At 64.4% G+C, this 17,967-nt stretch carries 14 protein-coding genes; 13 read left to right on the top strand and 1 reads right to left on the bottom strand.

Translation table 11 applies throughout. The features are described 5' to 3' along the window. Window positions 1-125: 125 nt before the first annotated feature. The 10 genes from murD (at window position 126) to lpxC (ending at window position 11,989) form a co-directional block, all read left to right on the top strand. Window positions 126-1,625 carry a UDP-N-acetylmuramoyl-L-alanine--D-glutamate ligase gene (gene murD, locus NKG59_RS25465; RefSeq protein ID WP_253543017.1) on the top strand — a complete coding sequence of 500 codons (1,500 nt, stop codon included), beginning with the start codon at window positions 126-128 and terminating at the stop codon, window positions 1,623-1,625. After that, window positions 1,622-2,863 (top strand): putative lipid II flippase FtsW, encoded by a 1,242-nt coding sequence (gene ftsW, locus NKG59_RS25470; protein WP_232041084.1) that lies wholly within the window; start codon window positions 1,622-1,624, stop codon window positions 2,861-2,863. The genes murD and ftsW overlap by 4 nt, the downstream gene beginning before the upstream one ends. Then, window positions 2,860-3,960: an undecaprenyldiphospho-muramoylpentapeptide beta-N-acetylglucosaminyltransferase gene (gene murG, locus NKG59_RS25475; RefSeq protein ID WP_253542972.1), complete on the top strand. Its 1,101-nt coding sequence runs from the start codon at window positions 2,860-2,862 to the stop codon at window positions 3,958-3,960. The genes ftsW and murG overlap by 4 nt, the downstream gene beginning before the upstream one ends. Before the next feature lie 14 nt (window positions 3,961-3,974). After that, window positions 3,975-5,426 (top strand): UDP-N-acetylmuramate--L-alanine ligase, encoded by a 1,452-nt coding sequence (gene murC, locus NKG59_RS25480; protein WP_253542974.1) that lies wholly within the window; start codon window positions 3,975-3,977, stop codon window positions 5,424-5,426. Further along, a complete protein-coding gene (locus tag NKG59_RS25485; protein ID WP_045204764.1) occupies window positions 5,423-6,418 on the top strand; it encodes a D-alanine--D-alanine ligase in 996 nt (331 codons plus the stop codon). Before murC ends, NKG59_RS25485 begins: the two co-directional genes overlap by 4 nt. A gap of 37 nt (window positions 6,419-6,455) precedes the next feature. Next, the gene (locus NKG59_RS25490; RefSeq protein ID WP_253542976.1) at window positions 6,456-7,367 is read left to right on the top strand and encodes a cell division protein FtsQ/DivIB; all 912 of its coding nucleotides are present in this window, start codon (window positions 6,456-6,458) and stop codon (window positions 7,365-7,367) included. Then, a complete protein-coding gene (gene ftsA, locus NKG59_RS25495; protein ID WP_024979178.1) occupies window positions 7,364-8,596 on the top strand; it encodes a cell division protein FtsA in 1,233 nt (410 codons plus the stop codon). The genes NKG59_RS25490 and ftsA overlap by 4 nt, the downstream gene beginning before the upstream one ends. A 140-nt stretch (window positions 8,597-8,736) precedes the next feature. Next, window positions 8,737-9,936 carry a cell division protein FtsZ gene (gene ftsZ, locus NKG59_RS25500; RefSeq protein ID WP_024979177.1) on the top strand — a complete coding sequence of 400 codons (1,200 nt, stop codon included), beginning with the start codon at window positions 8,737-8,739 and terminating at the stop codon, window positions 9,934-9,936. A gap of 389 nt (window positions 9,937-10,325) precedes the next feature. Next, a complete protein-coding gene (locus NKG59_RS25505; RefSeq protein ID WP_253542978.1) occupies window positions 10,326-10,826 on the top strand; it encodes a peroxiredoxin in 501 nt (166 codons plus the stop codon). Between the two features lie 245 nt (window positions 10,827-11,071). After that, the gene (gene lpxC, locus NKG59_RS25510; RefSeq protein WP_045204767.1) at window positions 11,072-11,989 is read left to right on the top strand and encodes a UDP-3-O-acyl-N-acetylglucosamine deacetylase; all 918 of its coding nucleotides are present in this window, start codon (window positions 11,072-11,074) and stop codon (window positions 11,987-11,989) included. A 49-nt stretch (window positions 11,990-12,038) separates the two neighbouring features. Here the strand turns inward: lpxC and NKG59_RS25515 are convergent, their stop codons facing one another. Continuing rightward, on the bottom strand, window positions 12,039-12,560 hold the full coding sequence (locus NKG59_RS25515) for a DciA family protein (RefSeq protein ID WP_253543019.1): 522 nt from the start codon (window positions 12,558-12,560) through the stop codon (window positions 12,039-12,041). Between the two features lie 69 nt (window positions 12,561-12,629). Between NKG59_RS25515 and NKG59_RS25520 the strand changes: the two genes are divergently transcribed. The 3 genes from NKG59_RS25520 (at window position 12,630) to argJ (ending at window position 17,952) form a co-directional block, all read left to right on the top strand. Then, complete coding sequence (locus tag NKG59_RS25520) at window positions 12,630-13,595, top strand: M23 family metallopeptidase (RefSeq protein ID WP_045204769.1); 966 nt, start codon at window positions 12,630-12,632, stop codon at window positions 13,593-13,595. 248 nt (window positions 13,596-13,843) lie between these two features. Continuing rightward, the gene (secA, locus tag NKG59_RS25525) at window positions 13,844-16,648 is read left to right on the top strand and encodes a preprotein translocase subunit SecA (RefSeq protein ID WP_045204770.1); all 2,805 of its coding nucleotides are present in this window, start codon (window positions 13,844-13,846) and stop codon (window positions 16,646-16,648) included. A gap of 74 nt (window positions 16,649-16,722) precedes the next feature. Then, complete coding sequence (gene argJ / locus NKG59_RS25530; protein WP_253542980.1) at window positions 16,723-17,952, top strand: bifunctional glutamate N-acetyltransferase/amino-acid acetyltransferase ArgJ; 1,230 nt, start codon at window positions 16,723-16,725, stop codon at window positions 17,950-17,952. Window positions 17,953-17,967: the final 15 nt, after the last annotated feature.

Here is a 17,967-nt window from a genome sequence, read left to right on the forward strand (position 1 = left end):
CCGAATCCATCACCCCGGACGACGACGTGGCTGCCACGCAGCCTGAAGCCGCCGTGGACGCCGTGGTCGCGACGCTCGATTCCGCCGAGCCAATGCCCGCCGCTGAAACCGCGCAGGAGCCGCGCATGTTCGGCGAGTTCGACTCGCCGGTGGTGTTGGTGCTCGGCCTTGGTGAGTCCGGCCTGGCAATGGCGCGCTGGTGTGCCCGTCATGGCGCGCAAGTGCGTGTGGCCGATACGCGCGAGGCGCCGGCCAACCTGCCGACGCTGCGTGCGCACGTGCCGGACGCCGAGTTCGTGAGCGGCCCTTTCGCCGTGTCGCTGCTGAACGGCGTGACGCTGGTGGCGATCAGCCCCGGCCTGTCGCCTCTGGATGCCAACGTCGCCGCGCTGCTGAACGCCGCCAGTGAGCGCAGCGTGCCGGCGTGGGGCGAGATCGAATTGTTTGCGCGCGCGTTGGCGGGTCTCAAGGCCGCGCAAGGCTACATGCCTCGCGTGCTGGCCATCACCGGGACCAACGGCAAGACAACCACCACGGCGCTCACGGGCGCCTTGGTGGAGCGCGCCGGCAAGACCGTCGGCGTGGCGGGCAACATCAGCCCGTCGGCGCTCGATAAGCTCGGCGAATGCGTTGATGCAGGCACGCTGCCTGATGTGTGGGTGCTCGAGCTTTCCAGCTTCCAGCTCGAAACCACGCACACGCTGGACGCCGATGCCGCCACCGTCCTGAACATCACGCAGGACCACCTCGACTGGCACGGCACGATGGACGCCTATGCCGCGGCCAAGGGCCGCATCTTCGGCGCCAACACCGTGCGCGTGCTGAACCGTCAGGACGCCTGCGTAATGGCATTCGCCAGCAAGAAGGGCGGCGATATCACGTTCGGCATCGACGAGCCGGGCACGCCCGATGCGCTCGGCCTGCTGCGCGATGGCGGCATGCCCTGGATCGTATTGGCCGAAGCCGATGAGGACGATCTGCCCAAGCCCACGCGCCGCAAGAAAAGCGACAACGTGCCGGCCGCGCCGGTGCCGGTGCGCCTCAAGCGCCTGATGCCCGCTGACGCACTGCGCATCCGGGGCTTGCACAACGCGACCAACGCGATGGCTGCGCTGGCGTTGTGCCGGGCGATCGGCCTGCCGGTGAGCGCGCTGCTGCACGGCCTGCGCGACTACGCCGGCGAGCCGCACCGCGTAGAACTGATCGCCGCATTTGACGACATCGAATTCTTCGACGACAGCAAGGGCACCAACGTCGGCGCCACGGTGGCTGCACTCTCGGGCTTATCCAAGCATGTCGTGCTGATCGCCGGTGGCGAAGGCAAGGGACAGGACTTCTCGCCGCTCGCCGAGCCGGTCGGGCAATACGCGCGTGCCGTGGTGCTCATCGGCCGCGATGCGCCGCTGATTCGCGAGGCTCTCGCCAATACCGGTGTCACGCTGATCGATGCCCCGACGCTGGAAGCCGCCGTGCAGGAAGCCGCCGCACACGCGCAACCGGGCGATGCCGTGCTGTTGTCGCCGGCATGTGCCAGTTTTGACATGTTCCGCAACTACGAACACCGCGCCCAGGTGTTCCACGAGGCCGTGGCCGCATTGGCGGCAGACCGAGGAGTCCTCCTATGAGCGACACCCAGATCAAGCGCAGCGGCTTCATCGGCGCGACCATCGGCAATGCGTGGGAGGGTCTGCGCGATGCGGTTTCGGGCGTCAAGCCCACGCGCTCCAAGATGATGGAGTACGACCAGCCGCTGATGTGGGTGGCGATCGTGCTGCTCGGCCTGGGGCTGGTGATGGTGTATTCGGCGTCGATCGCGTTGCCGGATTCGCCCAAGTACGCCAACTACAGCAATGGCCACTTCCTGATTCGCCACATTTTCTCGCTGGTGATCGGGCTGATCGGCGCAATCGTCGCATTCCAGATTCCGGTCAAGTTTTGGGACAAATACGCACCGAAGCTTTTCATCATCGCGCTGGTGCTGCTGGTGATCGTGCTGGTACCTCACGTGGGCAAGGGCGTGAATGGTGCACGGCGCTGGCTGCCGCTGGGCGTCATGAACTTCCAGCCGTCCGAGCTGATGAAGCTGGCGGTGGTGCTGTACGCCGCCAACTACACCGTGCGCAAGCAGGACTGGATGCAGAGCGTGCGCAAGGGCTTCCTGCCGATGGGCGTGGCCGTGGCGTTTGTCGGCTCGCTGCTGCTGTTGGAGCCGGACATGGGCGCGTTCCTGGTGATCGCGGCCGTGGCCATGGGCATCCTGTTCTTGGGCGGCGTGAACGGCAAGCTGTTCGGCGGACTAGTGCTGACGGCAATTTCGACCTTCTCGCTGCTGATCGTGGCATCGCCCTGGCGGCGCGAGCGGATCTTCGCGTACCTCAATCCGTGGCAAGAGGAATACGCACAAGGCAAGGCGTACCAGCTCACGCACTCGCTCATCGCTTTCGGCCGTGGCGAGTGGACCGGCGTTGGCCTGGGCGGCAGTATCGAGAAGCTGCACTACCTGCCCGAGGCGCATACCGACTTCATCCTGGCCGTGATCGGCGAGGAGCTGGGCTTTGTCGGCGTGCTGATCGTGATTCTGCTGTTCTACTGGATGGTCCGCCGCTCGTTCGAGATCGGCCGTACCGCGCTGCAGCTAGACCGCACGTTCGCCGGTCTGGTCGCAAAGGGCCTGGGTATCTGGCTCGGCTGGCAGGCCTTCATCAACATGGGTGTGAACCTCGGCCTGCTGCCGACCAAGGGCTTGACGCTGCCGATGGTCAGCTACGGTGGCTCGGGCATCTTGATGAACTGCGTGGCGCTCGCGCTGTTGCTGCGTATCGACTATGAAAACCGCGTGCTGATGCGTGGGGGCAAGGTATGACGGCACGCGTTTCGGCCGATCTGACGCCGCGCACGCTCCTCGTCATGGCCGGCGGTACGGGCGGTCACATCTTCCCCGCGCTGTCGGTGGCCAAGCTGCTGGCCGGGCGCGGCTGGAGGGTGGTGTGGCTTGGTAACGCCAATGGCATGGAAGGCCAACTCGTACCCAAGCACGGCTTTCCGCTGGAGTCGGTGCAGTTTGGTGGCCTGCGCGGCAAGGGCCTCGTCACCAAGTTTCTGCTGCCGCTCAACCTGTTGCGCGCGTTCTGGCAGAGCCTCGGTGTGGTGCGTCGCGTGCGTCCGAACGTGGTGCTGGGCATGGGCGGCTATATCACGTTCCCGGGCGGCATGATGAGTGTGCTGCTGGGTCGCCCGCTGGTGCTGCACGAACAGAATTCCATCGCAGGTCTGGCCAACCGCGTGCTCGCGCGCGTGGCCGATCGCGTGCTCTGTGCGTTTCCGAATGCGCTGTCCGGCGCCGAGTGGGTTGGCAACCCGATCCGCGCCGACCTGGCCATGCTGGCTTCGCCGCAAGCGCGCTACGCCGAGCGAACCGGCCCGCTGCGCGTGCTGGTCGTGGGCGGCAGCCTGGGCGCGGCGGCGCTCAACGATGTGGTGCCCAAGGCGCTGGCGTTGCTGCCGGCCCACACGCGCCCGATCGTCATCCACCAGGCAGGCGCCAAGCAGATCGACACGCTGCGCGCCAACTATGCCGCCGCCGGCATTGACGATGCCCACGCGCAGCCGGTGCCCTTCATCGACGACATGGCAGCTGCGTATGCGCACGCCGATCTCGTGATCTGCCGTGCGGGCGCAATGACTGTTTCAGAGGTGGCCGCGGCGGGTGTCGCGGCGCTGTTCGTGCCGTTCCCGCATGCCGTGGACGATCACCAGACCACCAACGCGCGCTTCCTCTCCGAGCGCGGGGCGGCGCTGTTGGTGTCGCAGCAGGAACTGGGTCCGGCATCGCTGGCAGATACACTCGCGTCCCTGACGCGTGCGCAATTGGCCGATATGGCGGCTAAAGCACGTGAGCAGGCACGGCCCGAAGCGGCCGAGCGTGTCGCCGACGTGTGTGTAGCGGTGGCACGGGCATAGGGAATCGAATCGATATGAAGCACATCGTCAAGAACATCCATTTTGTAGGCATCGGCGGCGCCGGCATGAGCGGCATCGCCGAGGTGCTGCTGAATCTGGGCTACCGCGTGACAGGCTCGGATCTGGGCAGCAGCGCAACCACGCAGCGCCTGGCAACGCTCGGCGCGACGATCATGCAGGGCCATGCGCCGGAGCACGTAATCGGCGCCAATGCCGTGGTGGTCTCCACCGCAGTGCGCGGCGACAACCCGGAAGTGCTGGCCGCGCGCGCCAAGCGCATCCCCATCGTGCCGCGTGCGGTGATGCTGGCCGAGCTGATGCGCCTGAAGCAGGGCATCGCCATTGCCGGCACGCACGGCAAGACGACGACCACCAGCTTGGTCGCCTCTGTGCTGGCCGAAGGCGGCCTGGACCCGACCTTCGTGATCGGCGGCCGCCTGAACTCGGCCGGAGCAAACGCGCGGCTCGGCACAGGCGATTTCATCGTCGCCGAGGCAGACGAATCCGACGCGTCGTTCCTCAACCTGTTCCCCGTGATCGAGGTCATCACCAATATCGATGCCGATCACATGGACACCTACGGGCACGACTTCGCGCGCCTGAAGCAAGCGTTCATCGAGTTCACGCAGCGGCTGCCGTTCTACGGCATTGCCGTGCTGTGCGTGGACGACCCGAACGTGCGCGAAATTCTGCCGTTCGTCTCCAAGCCTATCGTGCGCTACGGCTTTGCCGAAGATGCGCAAGTGCGCGCCGTCAATGCGCGCGCCGTCGATGGCCGCATGGAATTCACCGTGGTCCGCCAGCTCAACGGTCATGCCGAGCCGCCGCTGTCGATCACGCTGAACCTGCCGGGCATGCACAACGTGCAGAACGCGCTGGCCGCTATTGCAATCGCCACCGAACTGGAAGTGCCGGACGAGGCCATCGTCAAGGCGCTGGCCGAGTTCAACGGCGTGGGCCGACGCTTCCAGCGCTACGGCGAAGTGCCGACCGCCGACGGCAAGGGCCGCTTCACGCTCATCGATGACTACGGCCACCACCCCGTCGAGATGGCCGCCACGCTGGCCGCAGCGCGCGGTGCGTTCCCCGGTCGCCGGCTCGTGCTGTCGTTCCAGCCGCACCGCTTTACCCGCACGCGCGATTGCTTCGAAGATTTTGTGAAGGTGCTCGGCACCGTAGATGCGCTGCTGCTGGCCGAGGTGTACGCCGCCGGTGAACCGCCCATCGTCGCCGCCGACGGCCGCGCATTGACGCGTGCGCTGCGCGTGGCCAACAAGATCGAGCCGGTATTCGTAGAGCAGATCGAAGACATGCCGCAAGCGATTCTGGATGCTGCGCAGGACGGCGACGTTGTCATCACCATGGGTGCAGGATCGATCGGGCAGGTGCCCGGTCAAGTGGTTGCGTTGCAGGCGCAGGCGCGCACGGCAAATGTCGTGGATCTGAACGGAGGCGCCGCAGCATGACGACCGGTCCGTTTGTTCCAAATCCGACGATCGATCCGAAGTCCCTCGGCAAGGTGGGCGTGCTCATGGGCGGCCGGTCCGCCGAGCGCGAAATCTCGCTGATGTCCGGCAACGGCGTGTTGGCTGCGCTGCGCGCGCGCGGCGTCGATGCGCACCCGTTCGACCCGGGCCTGCAGGCCGTGGCTGATCTGGCCAAGCAAGGGTTCGACCGCGTGGTGATCTCCCTGCACGGCCGCTTTGGCGAAGACGGCACGATCCAGGGCCTGCTCGAGCAATTCGGCATTCCATACACCGGCAGCGGCGTACTCGCGTCTGCGCTGGCAATGGACAAGGAAGCCACCAAGCGCCAATGGCAGACCCACGGCCTGCCCACGCCCGATTTCGTGATGTTGCACGCCGGCGCCGACTGGCAAGCCGTGGCCGACCGCCTTGGCCTGCCGCTGATCGTCAAGCCGGCGCGCGAAGGCTCCTCTATCGGTCTGACCAAGGTCACGAGCGCCGCCGAGCTGCCCGCCGCCTACGAAAAGGCTGCGCGCCTGGATCGCGACGTGATGGCCGAGCAGTTCATCGAAGGCGACGAGCTGACCTGCCCGATCATCGGCGAGGGCGAAAGTGCCACGGCATTGCCGCTCATCCGCATCGTCGCGCCGCAGGCCAACTACGACTACCAGAACAAGTACTTCACCGACGACACGCGCTACGAATGCCCGGCACCGATTCCCGCCGACGTGGCCGCACGCGTGCAGGCGCTGGTGGTGCAGGCCTATCGCGGGCTGGGCTGCCGTGGCTGGGGCCGCGCCGACATCATGCTGCGCAAGTCCGACAACGCGCCGTTCCTGCTGGAAATGAACACGTCGCCGGGCATGACTGGCCATTCGCTGGTGCCGATGGGCGCACGCGCTGCCGGCATCAGCTATGAAGATTTCGTGTTGCAACTGGCGGCGAGTGCATCGCTGGAGCTGCACGCGAGCACCGATTGGAAACCTGAGTAATCAACGCAACGTCAGCGAAACCGGACAACACAACGTTATGTGGCACAACACCCGTCTCCTCAACGCCGTCGCGAGTGCGCTCTATGCGCTGCTCGCGCTTGGCGCGTTGGGCGTTGGGACGGTCTGGCTGATGCAGCGACCGATGTTCCAGCTGCAGCAGGTGCGGGTGATGCCGATGCCCGGCAGCGAGTTGCGCCACGTGAATGTGCCCAGTCTGCGCGCCAACGCGCTGACCAAGCTGCGCGGCAATTTCTTCTCGCTGAATCTGGACGATGCGCGTGCCGCGTTCGAATCCGTGCCGTGGGTGCGACGTGCGAGCGTGCGCCGCGTGTGGCCCAACGGGCTGCTGGTGGAAGTGCAGGAACACGAAGCCCTGGGCACCTGGGGCGGTAATGAGTCCGGCAAGCTGGTCAATACGTATGGCGAAGTCTTCGTGGCCAACCTGGCCGAAGCGGAAGACGACACCGACCTGGTTGCGCTGGCTGGCCCCGAAGGAACCGAGCAGGACGTGGTCGACAAGCTGGAGACCATGACCGAGTGGTTCAAGCCGATGAATGTCGAGCCGCTGAGCGTGACGCTCACCGACCGCTACGCCTGGCGCGCGCGGTTGTCCAACGGCACGGTCATCGAGCTGGGCCGCGAATTGAATGACGATGACCGCACAGCGCTGGCCGCGCGTGCCCGCCGCTTTGTGCGTGCGTGGCCCGAGGTGACGAAGCGCTGGGGCGGTCAGATCGAATACGCCGATCTGCGGTATCCCAACGGATTCGCAGTTCGGGCGGCGGGTGTGCGCTTCCTGACCGATGCGCAGGCCGCGGTGCTGGCCAAGGGGGGCAAGCTGCCTGGCACCGCGAATGGCACCAGCAGTGCTGCAAAGCCGAAAGCCACGCTGGGGGGTAAGCCGGCGGCCAACAACAAAGCAACGCGAAGCACAGAGAAAACGCGATGAGCAAGGAATACAAGGATCTTCTGGTCGGGCTGGACATCGGCACCTCCAAGGTGGTGGCGGTGGTGGCCGAGCTGCGTCCTGACGGCGCCTACGAGGTCATCGGCATGGGCCAGACCGAATCGAAGGGGCTGAAAAAGGGCGTGGTCGTCAACATCGAGGCGACCGTCCAGTCGATCCAGAAAGCGCTCGAAGAAGCGGAGCTGATGGCCGACTGCAAGATCAGCGAGGTCTTCACCGGCATCGCGGGCAGCCACATCCGCAGCTTCAACTCGAGCGGTATGGTGGCGATCAAGGACAAGGAGGTCACCTCCACCGACGTCGCGCGCGTGATCGAGACCGCCAAGGCCGTCAACATCCCGACCGACCAGCAGATTCTGCATATCCTCACGCAGGAATTCATCATCGATGGCCAGGAAGACGTGCGCGAGCCGATCGGCATGAGCGGCATCCGGCTTGAGGTGAAGGTGCACATCGTGACGGGGGCCGTGAGCGCGGCGCAGAACATCGTCAAGTGCGTGCGCCGCTGCGGGCTGGAGGTGCACGACCTGATTCTGCAGCCGCTGGCATCGAGCCTGGCGGTGCTGACCGAAGACGAGAAAGAGCTGGGCGTGGTGCTGGTCGACATCGGCAGCGGCACGACCGACATCGCCATCTTCAGCGAAGGCGCGATCCGCCACACGGCCGTGATCCCCATCGCCGGTGACCAGATCACCAACGACATCGCCATGGCTCTGCGCACGCCAACGCCGGACGCCGAAGACATCAAGATCCAGTACGGCATCGCCAAGCAGGTGTTGGCTGACCCGGACGAGATGATCGACGTGCCGGGCGTCGGTGACCGCGGCCCGCGCACGCTCTCGCGCCAGGCGCTGGCCGCCGTGATCGAGCCGCGCGTGGAGGAGCTGTTCTCGCTCGTGCATCAGGTGGTGCGCGAATCCGGCTATGAGGAACTGCTCTCCAGCGGCGTGGTCCTCACCGGCGGTACCGCAATGATGCCGGGCATGGTCGAACTGGGTGAAGACATGTTCTTGAAGCCCGTGCGCGTGGGCGTGCCTGAGTACCGCGGCAACCTGCACGAGGTGGTGAAGAGCCCGCGTTACGCCACGGTGATGGGCTTGCTGCAGGAAGGTCGCGTGCAGCGCGTGCGCGGGCGCAAGGTCGTGGTGCAGTCCGGATCGGCCAAGCAGATCTGGACGCGCATGAAGGAATGGTTCATCGGCAACTTCTAAGCACGTGTGTGCTGGGTGTTGACGATGTGCTCCCTGGGGGGAGCAAGTTGAGTTTCTTGTTTTGATGTTTTTTGTTCAGGAACCAGGAGTTGCGGCGGGGAGGCTGCATCGTCTGGGACTGATCACTTCTGGAGGCAATGATGGACTTCGACATGATTGAAACGGAAATGCAGGACGGCACCATCATCAAGGTGGTTGGCGTCGGCGGCGCGGGCGGTAATGCCGTGCAGCACATGATCAACCGCGGCGTGCAAGGCGTGGAATTCATCTGCATGAACACCGATGCGCAGGCGCTCAAGCGCTCGACCGCATCGCGCGTGCTGCAGCTCGGCAGCACGGGCCTTGGCGCTGGCGCCAAGCCGGAAGTGGGCAAGCACTGCGCAGAGGAAGCCCGTGAGCAGATCGCCGACGCACTGCGCGGCGCGCACATGGTCTTCATCACTGCCGGCATGGGTGGCGGTACGGGCACGGGTGCAGCACCGGTGGTTGCACAGGTCGCCAAGGAAATGGGCATCCTGACCGTGGGCGTGGTGTCCAAGCCGTTCGAATTCGAAGGCGCACGCCGCTCGAAGGTTGGCGAGCATGGCGCGAACGACCTCGAAGGCAACGTCGATTCGCTGATCGTCGTGCTCAACGAAAAGCTCTTCGAAGTCATGGGCGATGATGCCGAGATGGACAAGTGCTTCCAGTGCGCCGACGACGTGCTGCACAACGCGGTTGCCGGCATTGCGGAAATCATCAACGTCGATGGTCTGGTGAACGTCGACTTCGAAGACGTGAAGACCGTGATGGGCGAACAAGGCAAGGCGATGATGGGCACGGCCACCGTGTCCGGCGTCGACCGTGCACGTCTGGCCGCTGAGCAAGCCGTGGCAAGCCCGCTGCTGGAAGGCGTGGACCTGTCGGGCGCGCGTGGCGTGCTGGTCAACATCACGGCCAGCCGCTCGCTGAAGCTGTCCGAGACCAAGGAAGTGATGAACACCATCCGCAGCTATGCCGCGGAAGATGCCACCGTCATTTTCGGTACGGTCTACGACGACGCCATGGGCGACGCACTGCGTGTGACCGTGGTTGCCACGGGCCTGGGCCGCGCTGCTCGCAACAAGCAACAACAGCAACAGACGATGACGCTGCTGAAGACCGGTACCGACAACCAGCCGGTGGCTTTCGGCGGTAGCGCCGGTCACTCGGTGGCAGCTGCGCCGGACTACAGCAATTTCGACACCCCCGCCGTGTGGCGCAGCTCGCGTGAGTCGGCATCGGCTCACGTGGCAGCACTGCAAGAGAAGGGCGTCGACACGTACGACATTCCGGCATTCCTGCGCAAGCAGGCGGACTGATCGGGCCCGCGTTGGTTCGATAGCGCTCGCGCACGTCCGACTGCCTGCGGCACCACACGCCGCGCGCGATTCACGGCTCCCCTCCCGTGATCGCCGTGGTGTGATGGCCCGCCGCTCGCGAGTCGACAGCGCTCGACGAACCGGACACAGTCGTTGCCGCCGGGCAGGTTGGCCTCTGGCCGCCTCCCCGGAAGGGTTCACCCCGCCCGGCGGGTGTATCCGTTCGTTGTGCCGCGCGCGGTGCGTTCCGACCCAAGCGGCCTGATGGTGTTGTCTCCCAAGACCGCCCGCGTGATTCGTTCACGCGGGCGGTCTCGTTTTACGAACCGGCTGCGCGGTCGCGCGGCAAGTTCTATGATCGCGATATCCGCGCACGCTCCCTGACGATCATGATCCAGCCTGGTCAACCGCTTCCCGACGCAACGCTCTACGAGTTCTTTGAAGTGGAAAAGGATGGCTGCGCGCTCGGCCCCAATGCTTTTTCCGTCCAGCATCTGGCCGAGGGCAAGACGATCGTCATCTTTGGGCTGCCCGGTGCGTTCACGCCGACCTGCTCGGCGCGGCATGTGCCCGGCTACCTCGCCCACTTCGACGCGCTGCGCGCCAAGGGTGTCGACGAGATCTGGTGTGTGTCCGTCAACGATGCCTTCGTGATGGGCGCCTGGGCTCGCGCGCAAGGCACCGACGACAAAATCCGCATGCTGGGTGACGGCAGCGCAGAGTTCACCAGCAAGCTCGGCCTTGACCAGGACCTCTCCAAGCGCGGCATGGGCGTACGCTCGCAGCGCTACGCGATGGTCGTGAAGGACGGTGTGGTAACAGCGCTACAGGTGGAAGCGCCCGGGCAGTTCGCCGTCAGCAGCGCCGAATCGATCCTGGCGATACTCTGACGCCACGCCAGCGGCTCCCCCAAATGGCGGAGTACCGCCCGCTATCCCGCCCCGCCTCAAAGCCGACGAGACTGTGGCGCCGAATCTGCGTGCACTAAGGTTGAGCAGAGTGTGAGCACCCCTAACATCCCGATACAAAAGTCGTTTTGAAGGCAGGGACGTGAAAATGGTATGATTAGGGTTATCACCTATGCAGACCGCATAGATAAAAACAATCGTAGAAATTTCGTGAGTTGAGGGCGGCCATGTTGAAACAACGCACCATCAAGTCCCTCGTCAAGACCGTCGGCATCGGGTTGCACTCGGGCCGTAAGGTGACGTTGACGTTGCGCCCGGCAGCCGCAGGCACTGGCATCGTCTTCACGCGCGTTGACCTCGACCCGGCCGTCGAGATTCCCGCCACCGCCAGCGCCATCGGCGACACCCGCCTGGCGTCCGTGCTGCAGAAGGACGGCGCCCGCGTGTCGACTGTCGAACATTTGATGTCGGCTTGCGCGGGCCTTGGCATCGACAATCTCTATGTCGACGTCGACGCCGAAGAAATCCCCATCATGGATGGCAGCGCGGCCTCGTTCGTATTTCTGCTGCAATCGGCGGGCATCGAAGAGCAGGGCGCGGCCAAGCAGTTCATCCGCGTGATCAAGCCGGTGGAAATCCGCGAGGGCGACAAGCTTGCCCGCCTCGACCCATACTTCGGCTTCAAGCTTTCGTTCACGATCGAATTCCGCCACCCGGCGGTCGACAAGACCGGCCAGACGTTCGAAATCGACTTTGCTGACACCAGCTACACGCGCGAAATCGCCCGCGCCCGTACGTTCGGTTTCGCGCATGAAGTTGAAATGCTGCGCGAGGTCGGCTTGGCACGCGGCGGCAGCCTCGACAACGCCATCGTGCTCGACGAGCACCGCATGCTGAACAACGACGAACTGCGCTACGGCGATGAGTTCGTCCGTCACAAGATCCTCGACGCGATTGGCGATCTCTATGTGGTCGGCCATCCGCTGATTGCCGCGTACACGGCGCACAAGTCAGGCCACGGCCTGAACAACGCGCTGCTGCGCGCGCTGCTGGCGGACGAAACGGCCTATGAGATCGTGACGTTCGAGAAGGCGGAAGAGGCCCCGCGCGCATTCCTGCCCCAGTTGCAACCTGCGTTTTCTTGACCGGCTGACGCGGTCGTCTGCATGAAAAAAGCGCCCCGCGGGGCGCTTTTTATTTAGGTCCGGCGACAGGTGGAACGTGCCGGGCAATCATTTCCGCCAACGCTTGGCGCAGCGGGGAATCGGGCAGTTCGTTGGCGAGCGCCGCCAGACTGTTGACACCAACTGCTGTCATCTTGGCGCGTTTAGGCGGCTTTTCGGTCTCTTGTGGCCATAAACTGTCGCTCCCGCCTTGCGGTTGTACCCGTACACGAATTGCGGTAATCTGCGATCCCCGGCGCTGCAGACGCTCCAGCAAGGTGGGTACCACCTGCCGTAAGCGCGCCGCAGCTGCACTATGTGCGGCGAGCAACACTAGAGTCGCTTCCCGGCTATCGCGCGCATCGTTCTTGATGCCACCGATTGCCACGCCGCCGCCCAAGCCGGGCGGTAACAGCGACAACACCTCCGCTTCCAACGACGCCAATTGCCTGGCCGTCTGCATCAGCGGGCCGACCGAACCGGCACCCGAGAGCCAGTCCTGGACGGGTTTTGCCACAGGCGTCTTGAGAGCGGGATGAACAAAGATTCGCATGCCGGCATTGTAGGGCGCTTCATCGCGCTTTCGTGCCGGTGGGCGGCTTTTTTGTCCGGAAAACGAGCGATGCAGATCATCCTGATTCACCCACGCAAGGCCGGAGCGACGCACCTGTCGCGACGCGGCGTCTTCGTGGCTATTGGCGCGGCGCTGCTGACCGTGGCGGCTCTGTCCGTCGGTGGGACGTGGCTGGCAGCCAAGCAAGGCCTGCTGCCTGGCGCGACGGCTTCCGCGGTTGCCGGCGCAGACCAGCATGTCACCCGCGAAAACCTCAACCTGATGGCTGCGCGCATTGGCGAAATGCAGGCGCAGATCGCGCGCCTGGACGCCCTGGGCGCCCGTGTGTCGGGCCTGGCGGGTGTGCAGCCCCGCGAGTTCGATTTCAAATCGCAACCGAGCCGGGGCGGTCCGGAGGGTGCATTCTCGCGGCCGATGTCGATGCCGGAAATTCAGTCCGAGCTGAATCGCCTGACGCGCTCGGCGGACCAGCGCAACGATTACCTCAGCGTGCTCGAGAGCACCCTGATGGATCGGCAGATCCACGCCAAGATGATGCCCACCGTACGCCCGGTGGCCACGGGCTACGATTCTTCGGGCTTTGGCACGCGAATCGATCCGTTCACGGGCCGGCGCACGCAGCACGACGGTGTCGACTTTGTCGGTCCGGTTGGAACGCCCATCGTGGCGGCTGCCGGTGGCGTGGTGGTGGCAAGTGAATTCCACCACGAATACGGCAACATGATCGACATCGACCATGGCAACGGCCTGAAGACGCGCTATGCGCATGCGTCCAAGGTGTTTGTGAAGGTTGGCGACATCGTGAAGGCGGGCGAGCGCATCGCGTTAATCGGCCGCACCGGCCGCGCCACCGGCCCACATCTGCACTTCGAGGTGCACGTCAACGACGTCCCGCAGAATCCGGTGGCTTTCCTGGAGAACGCCGGCCAGCCCAAGATGGCAGCCAATAAGGCCCCGGCGCCGAAGATTGCGGCGGCCGATATCGGAAAGAGCATGGCGGCGGCCGGCCATTGATCTAGCGCGGGTTGCAATCGGGGCGCCCGTCCCCAGTTCAGCGTGAGTGTGTAGCCGCCCGGGCGACGTTCGTGCGGCCCCGAAGTGCGGCGTTCCTGCCACATCCGGCGGTTCTGCTGCCATCAAGCGGGTGTTTTGCACATGCTAAACTCCCGCCTTTGCGCCAACCCTTTCTGGGTCGTTGTGCTGCCTATGTTTCGCGGTCTCTCCGACGCGTTTTCCGGGTGGCTCACCAGCCCTAGCCATCGATGATCACGGGCCTTCTCAAGAAGATTTTCGGCAGCCGTAATGAACGGCTGATCAAACAGTACCGCCGCAAGGTGGCGCAGATCAATGCGCTCGAGCCCAAGTTCGAAGCGCTCTCCGATGCCGAGCTGCAGGCCAAGACTGAAGAATTCCGCCAACGCTTTGCCAAGGGCGAGACGCTGGACGTGCTGTTGCCCGAAGCGTTCGCAGTGTGCCGCGAGGCCAGCAAACGCGTGATGAAGATGCGACACTTCGACGTGCAGCTTGTCGGCGGCATGGTCCTGCACGACGGCAAGATCGCCGAAATGCGCACGGGTGAAGGCAAGACGCTGACCGCAACGCTGGCTGTGTATCTGAACGCCATTTCGGGTCAGGGCGTGCACGTGGTGACGGTCAACGATTACCTCGCCCAGCGCGACGCCGAGTGGATGGGCCGCCTGTACAACTGGTTGGGCCTGTCGGTGGGGGTCAACCTGACCACCATGGATCACGACCAGAAGCAGGCCGCCTACGCGTCGGACATCACCTACGGCACCAACAACGAGTTCGGCTTCGACTATCTGCGCGACAACATGGTGTACGACGCCGGTCAGCGCGTGCAGCGTCCGCTGAACTACGCGATCGTCGACGAAGTCGACTCGATCCTGATCGACGAAGCGCGCACCCCGCTGATCATCTCCGGTCAGGCCGAAGATCACACCGACCTGTACCGCCGCATGAACGGCATTCCGGCGCAGCTTACGCGCCAGATCGGCGAAGAGAAGTCGGATGGCACGGGCGTCGAGAAGCCGGGCGACTACTACGTCGACGAAAAATCGCACCAGGTCTACCTGACCGAATCGGGGCACGAGAAAGCCGAGCAGATCATGCTGCAAGCCGGCTTGATCGGCGAGGGCGAATCGCTCTACGCGCCGCAGAACATCACGCTGATGCACCACCTGTACGCCGCCCTGCGTGCGCACAGCCTGTTCTTCCGCGATCAGCACTACGTGGTGCAGAACGGTGAAGTGGTGATCGTCGATGAATTCACCGGCCGCCTGATGTCGGGCCGCCGTTGGTCCGACGGTCTGCACCAGGCCGTAGAAGCCAAGGAAGGTGTGCAGATCCAGCAGGAAAACCAGACGCTGGCGACCATCACGTTCCAGAATTACTTCCGCATGTACAACAAGCTGTCGGGCATGACCGGCACGGCGGACACGGAAGCGTATGAATTCCAGGAGATCTACGGCCTGGAAACCGTGGTGATCCCGACCAACCGCACGCCGCAGCGCAAGGACTTGCAGGATCAGATCTACAAGACTTCGAAGGAGCGCTACGACGCTGTCATTCGCGATATTCGCGATTGCTACGAGCGTGGCCAGCCGGTGCTGGTGGGCACGACGTCCATCGAAAACTCCGAGCTGCTGTCGAATCTGCTGGACCAGGCGAAGCTGCCGCACCAGGTGCTCAACGCGAAGCAGCACGAACGTGAAGCCGAGATCATCGCGCAGGCCGGTCGTCCGAAGATGATCACCATTGCCACCAATATGGCCGGCCGCGGCACCGACATCGTGCTGGGCGGCAATGTGGAGAAGCAGTCCGGCTTTGTGATGGCCGACGAGTCGCTCTCCGACGCTGAGAAGGCCTCGCGCGTGAAGACGTTGCAGGACGAATGGCAATCGCTGCACGAGCAGGTGAAGGCTGCGGGTGGTCTGCACATCGTTGGCACCGAGCGCCATGAATCGCGCCGGATCGACAACCAGCTGCGTGGCCGTGCCGGCCGTCAGGGCGATCCGGGTTCGTCGCGTTTTTATCTGTCGCTGGATGACCAACTGCTGCGCATCTTCGCGGGCGACCGCGTGCGCGCGATCATGGACCGCCTGAAGATGCCCGAAGGCGAGCCGATCGAAGCCGGCATCGTCACGCGCTCGATCGAATCGGCGCAGCGCAAGGTCGAAGGCCGCAACTTCGATATCCGCAAGCAACTGCTGCAATACGACGACGTCTCCAACGATCAGCGCAAGGAACTCTACAAACTGCGTAACGAGATTCTCGAAGCGCAGGACGTGGGCGATCTGGTCAAGAACCTGCGCGAATCCGTGTTCATCGAGCTGTTCCGCACCTATGTGCCGGCCGAGACCATGGAAGAGCAGTGGGATGTCGCCGGTCTGGAGAAGGCCCTGCGTGAGGACTGGGGCGTCGATCAGCCGCTGGTGAAGACGCTGGAAGATGCGCAGTCGATCGAAGACGAAGATCTGCTGAAGATGGTGCTGGACGCCGCCGAAGCGGTGTACGAAGGCAAGGTGGCGCAGGTTGGCCGCGAGTCCTTCGCCGGCTTCGAGCGTTCGGTGATGCTGCAAAGCCTCGACACGCACTGGCGAGAGCACTTGGCTGCGCTCGACATGCTGCGCCAGGGTATCCACCTGCGCGGCTATGCGCAGAAGGACCCGAAGCAGGAATACAAGCGCGAGTCGTTCGAACTGTTCGGCCGCCTGCTCGATACCATCCGCAACGAAGTCACGCGTATTGTCTTCACGGTGCGCATCCAGTCGCAGGAAGAGCTGGAGCAGGCATCCGAGCAGATCGAAGAAGATCTTTCCGCGCTGAGCAACCTGCAGTACAAGCACGACGAATTCAGCGAACTGGCCGAAGTGGCCGCGGGCGATGCGGAGATTCACGGCGCAACGCCGGCCATGGCCGCACCGCGTTCGGCGGCATCTGCCGCTGCTGCCGCACTGGCTGGCGAAGTGCCGAAAGTTGGCCGCAACGATCCGTGCCCATGTGGTTCGGGCAAGAAGTACAAGCAGTGCCACGGCAAACTTGCCTGACGCTGTTTAGACCTGTTTTCTGTTGATTCACGATGCCCGCAATGCGGGCATCCTCATTTTGAAAGGTGTGCTCCATGGCTGTGAATCTCGTCGCGCCCGCCGCTGACACCCTGTTGCCGATCGACGGCGTGGACCTCGGCTGGGCCGAGGCCGGTGTGCGCAAGACCAATCGCAAGGACGTGCTGCTGGTTCGTATCGCCGAGGGTTCGACGGTGGCCGGTGTATTCACGCAGAACCGTTTCTGCGCGGCACCTGTGCAGGTGTGCCGCGAGCATCTGGCGAGCGGCAAGGGCGCGCGCGCGATCGTCGTGAATACGGGCAACGCGAATGCCGGTACGGGCGCACCTGGCCTTGCGCACGCACGCCAGACCTGCGATGCCGTGGCCAAGCTGCTGGGCGTGTCGGCGGAGCAGGTGCTGCCGTTCTCCACCGGCGTGATTCTGGAGCCGCTGCCCGTAGACCGCATCGTCGCAGGGTTGCCGGCTGCCCAGGCCAACGCTAAGCCTGACAACTGGCTGGCCGCCGCCGAGGCCATCATGACCACCGACACCGTACCCAAAGCAGCGTCCGCCACGTGCACGCTGTCGGGCAAGACCGTGCGCATGTCGGGCATCAGCAAGGGGGCGGGCATGATCCGTCCGAACATGGCGACGATGCTGGGCTTCATCGCCACCGATGCCAATGTGGGCGAAGCCGTCCTGCAAGGTTTGGTGCGCTACGCCGCCGATCATTCGTTCAACAGCGTGACGGTGGACGGCGATACGTCGACCAACGACTCGTTCGTCGTCATCGCCACGGGTCGCGCCGGCACACCGCGCATCGATTCCGAATCGCACCCCGACTATGCCGCGCTGCGCGATGTGCTGACGGGCCTCGCACAAGAGCTTGCGCAGAAGATCGTGCGCGACGGCGAGGGTGCGACCAAGTTCATGGCCATCCAGGTTGAGGGCGGCCGCAACGTTGAGGAGTGCCGACTGATCGCCTACGCGGTCGCGCACTCGCCGCTGGTCAAGACGGCGTTCTACGCTTCGGACCCCAACCTGGGGCGCATTCTCGCGGCCGTCGGCTACGCCGGCGTGACGGATCTCGACGTGAGCGGCGTCAACCTGTGGCTCGACGACGTATGGGTCGCGCGTGACGGTGGCCGCAACCCCGAATACCGCGAAGAAGACGGCCAGCGTGTGATGAAGCAGGCGGAGATCACCGTGCGCATCGCGCTCGGCCGCGGCGACGCCACCGCCACCGTGTGGACGTGTGACTTCTCGCACGACTACGTTTCGATCAACGCGGACTATCGTTCGTAATCCGGAGTCCGCCGC

It is taken from the genome of Ralstonia chuxiongensis, from assembly GCF_024158925.1.
Classification (GTDB): Bacteria; Pseudomonadota; Gammaproteobacteria; order Burkholderiales; family Burkholderiaceae; genus Ralstonia; species Ralstonia chuxiongensis.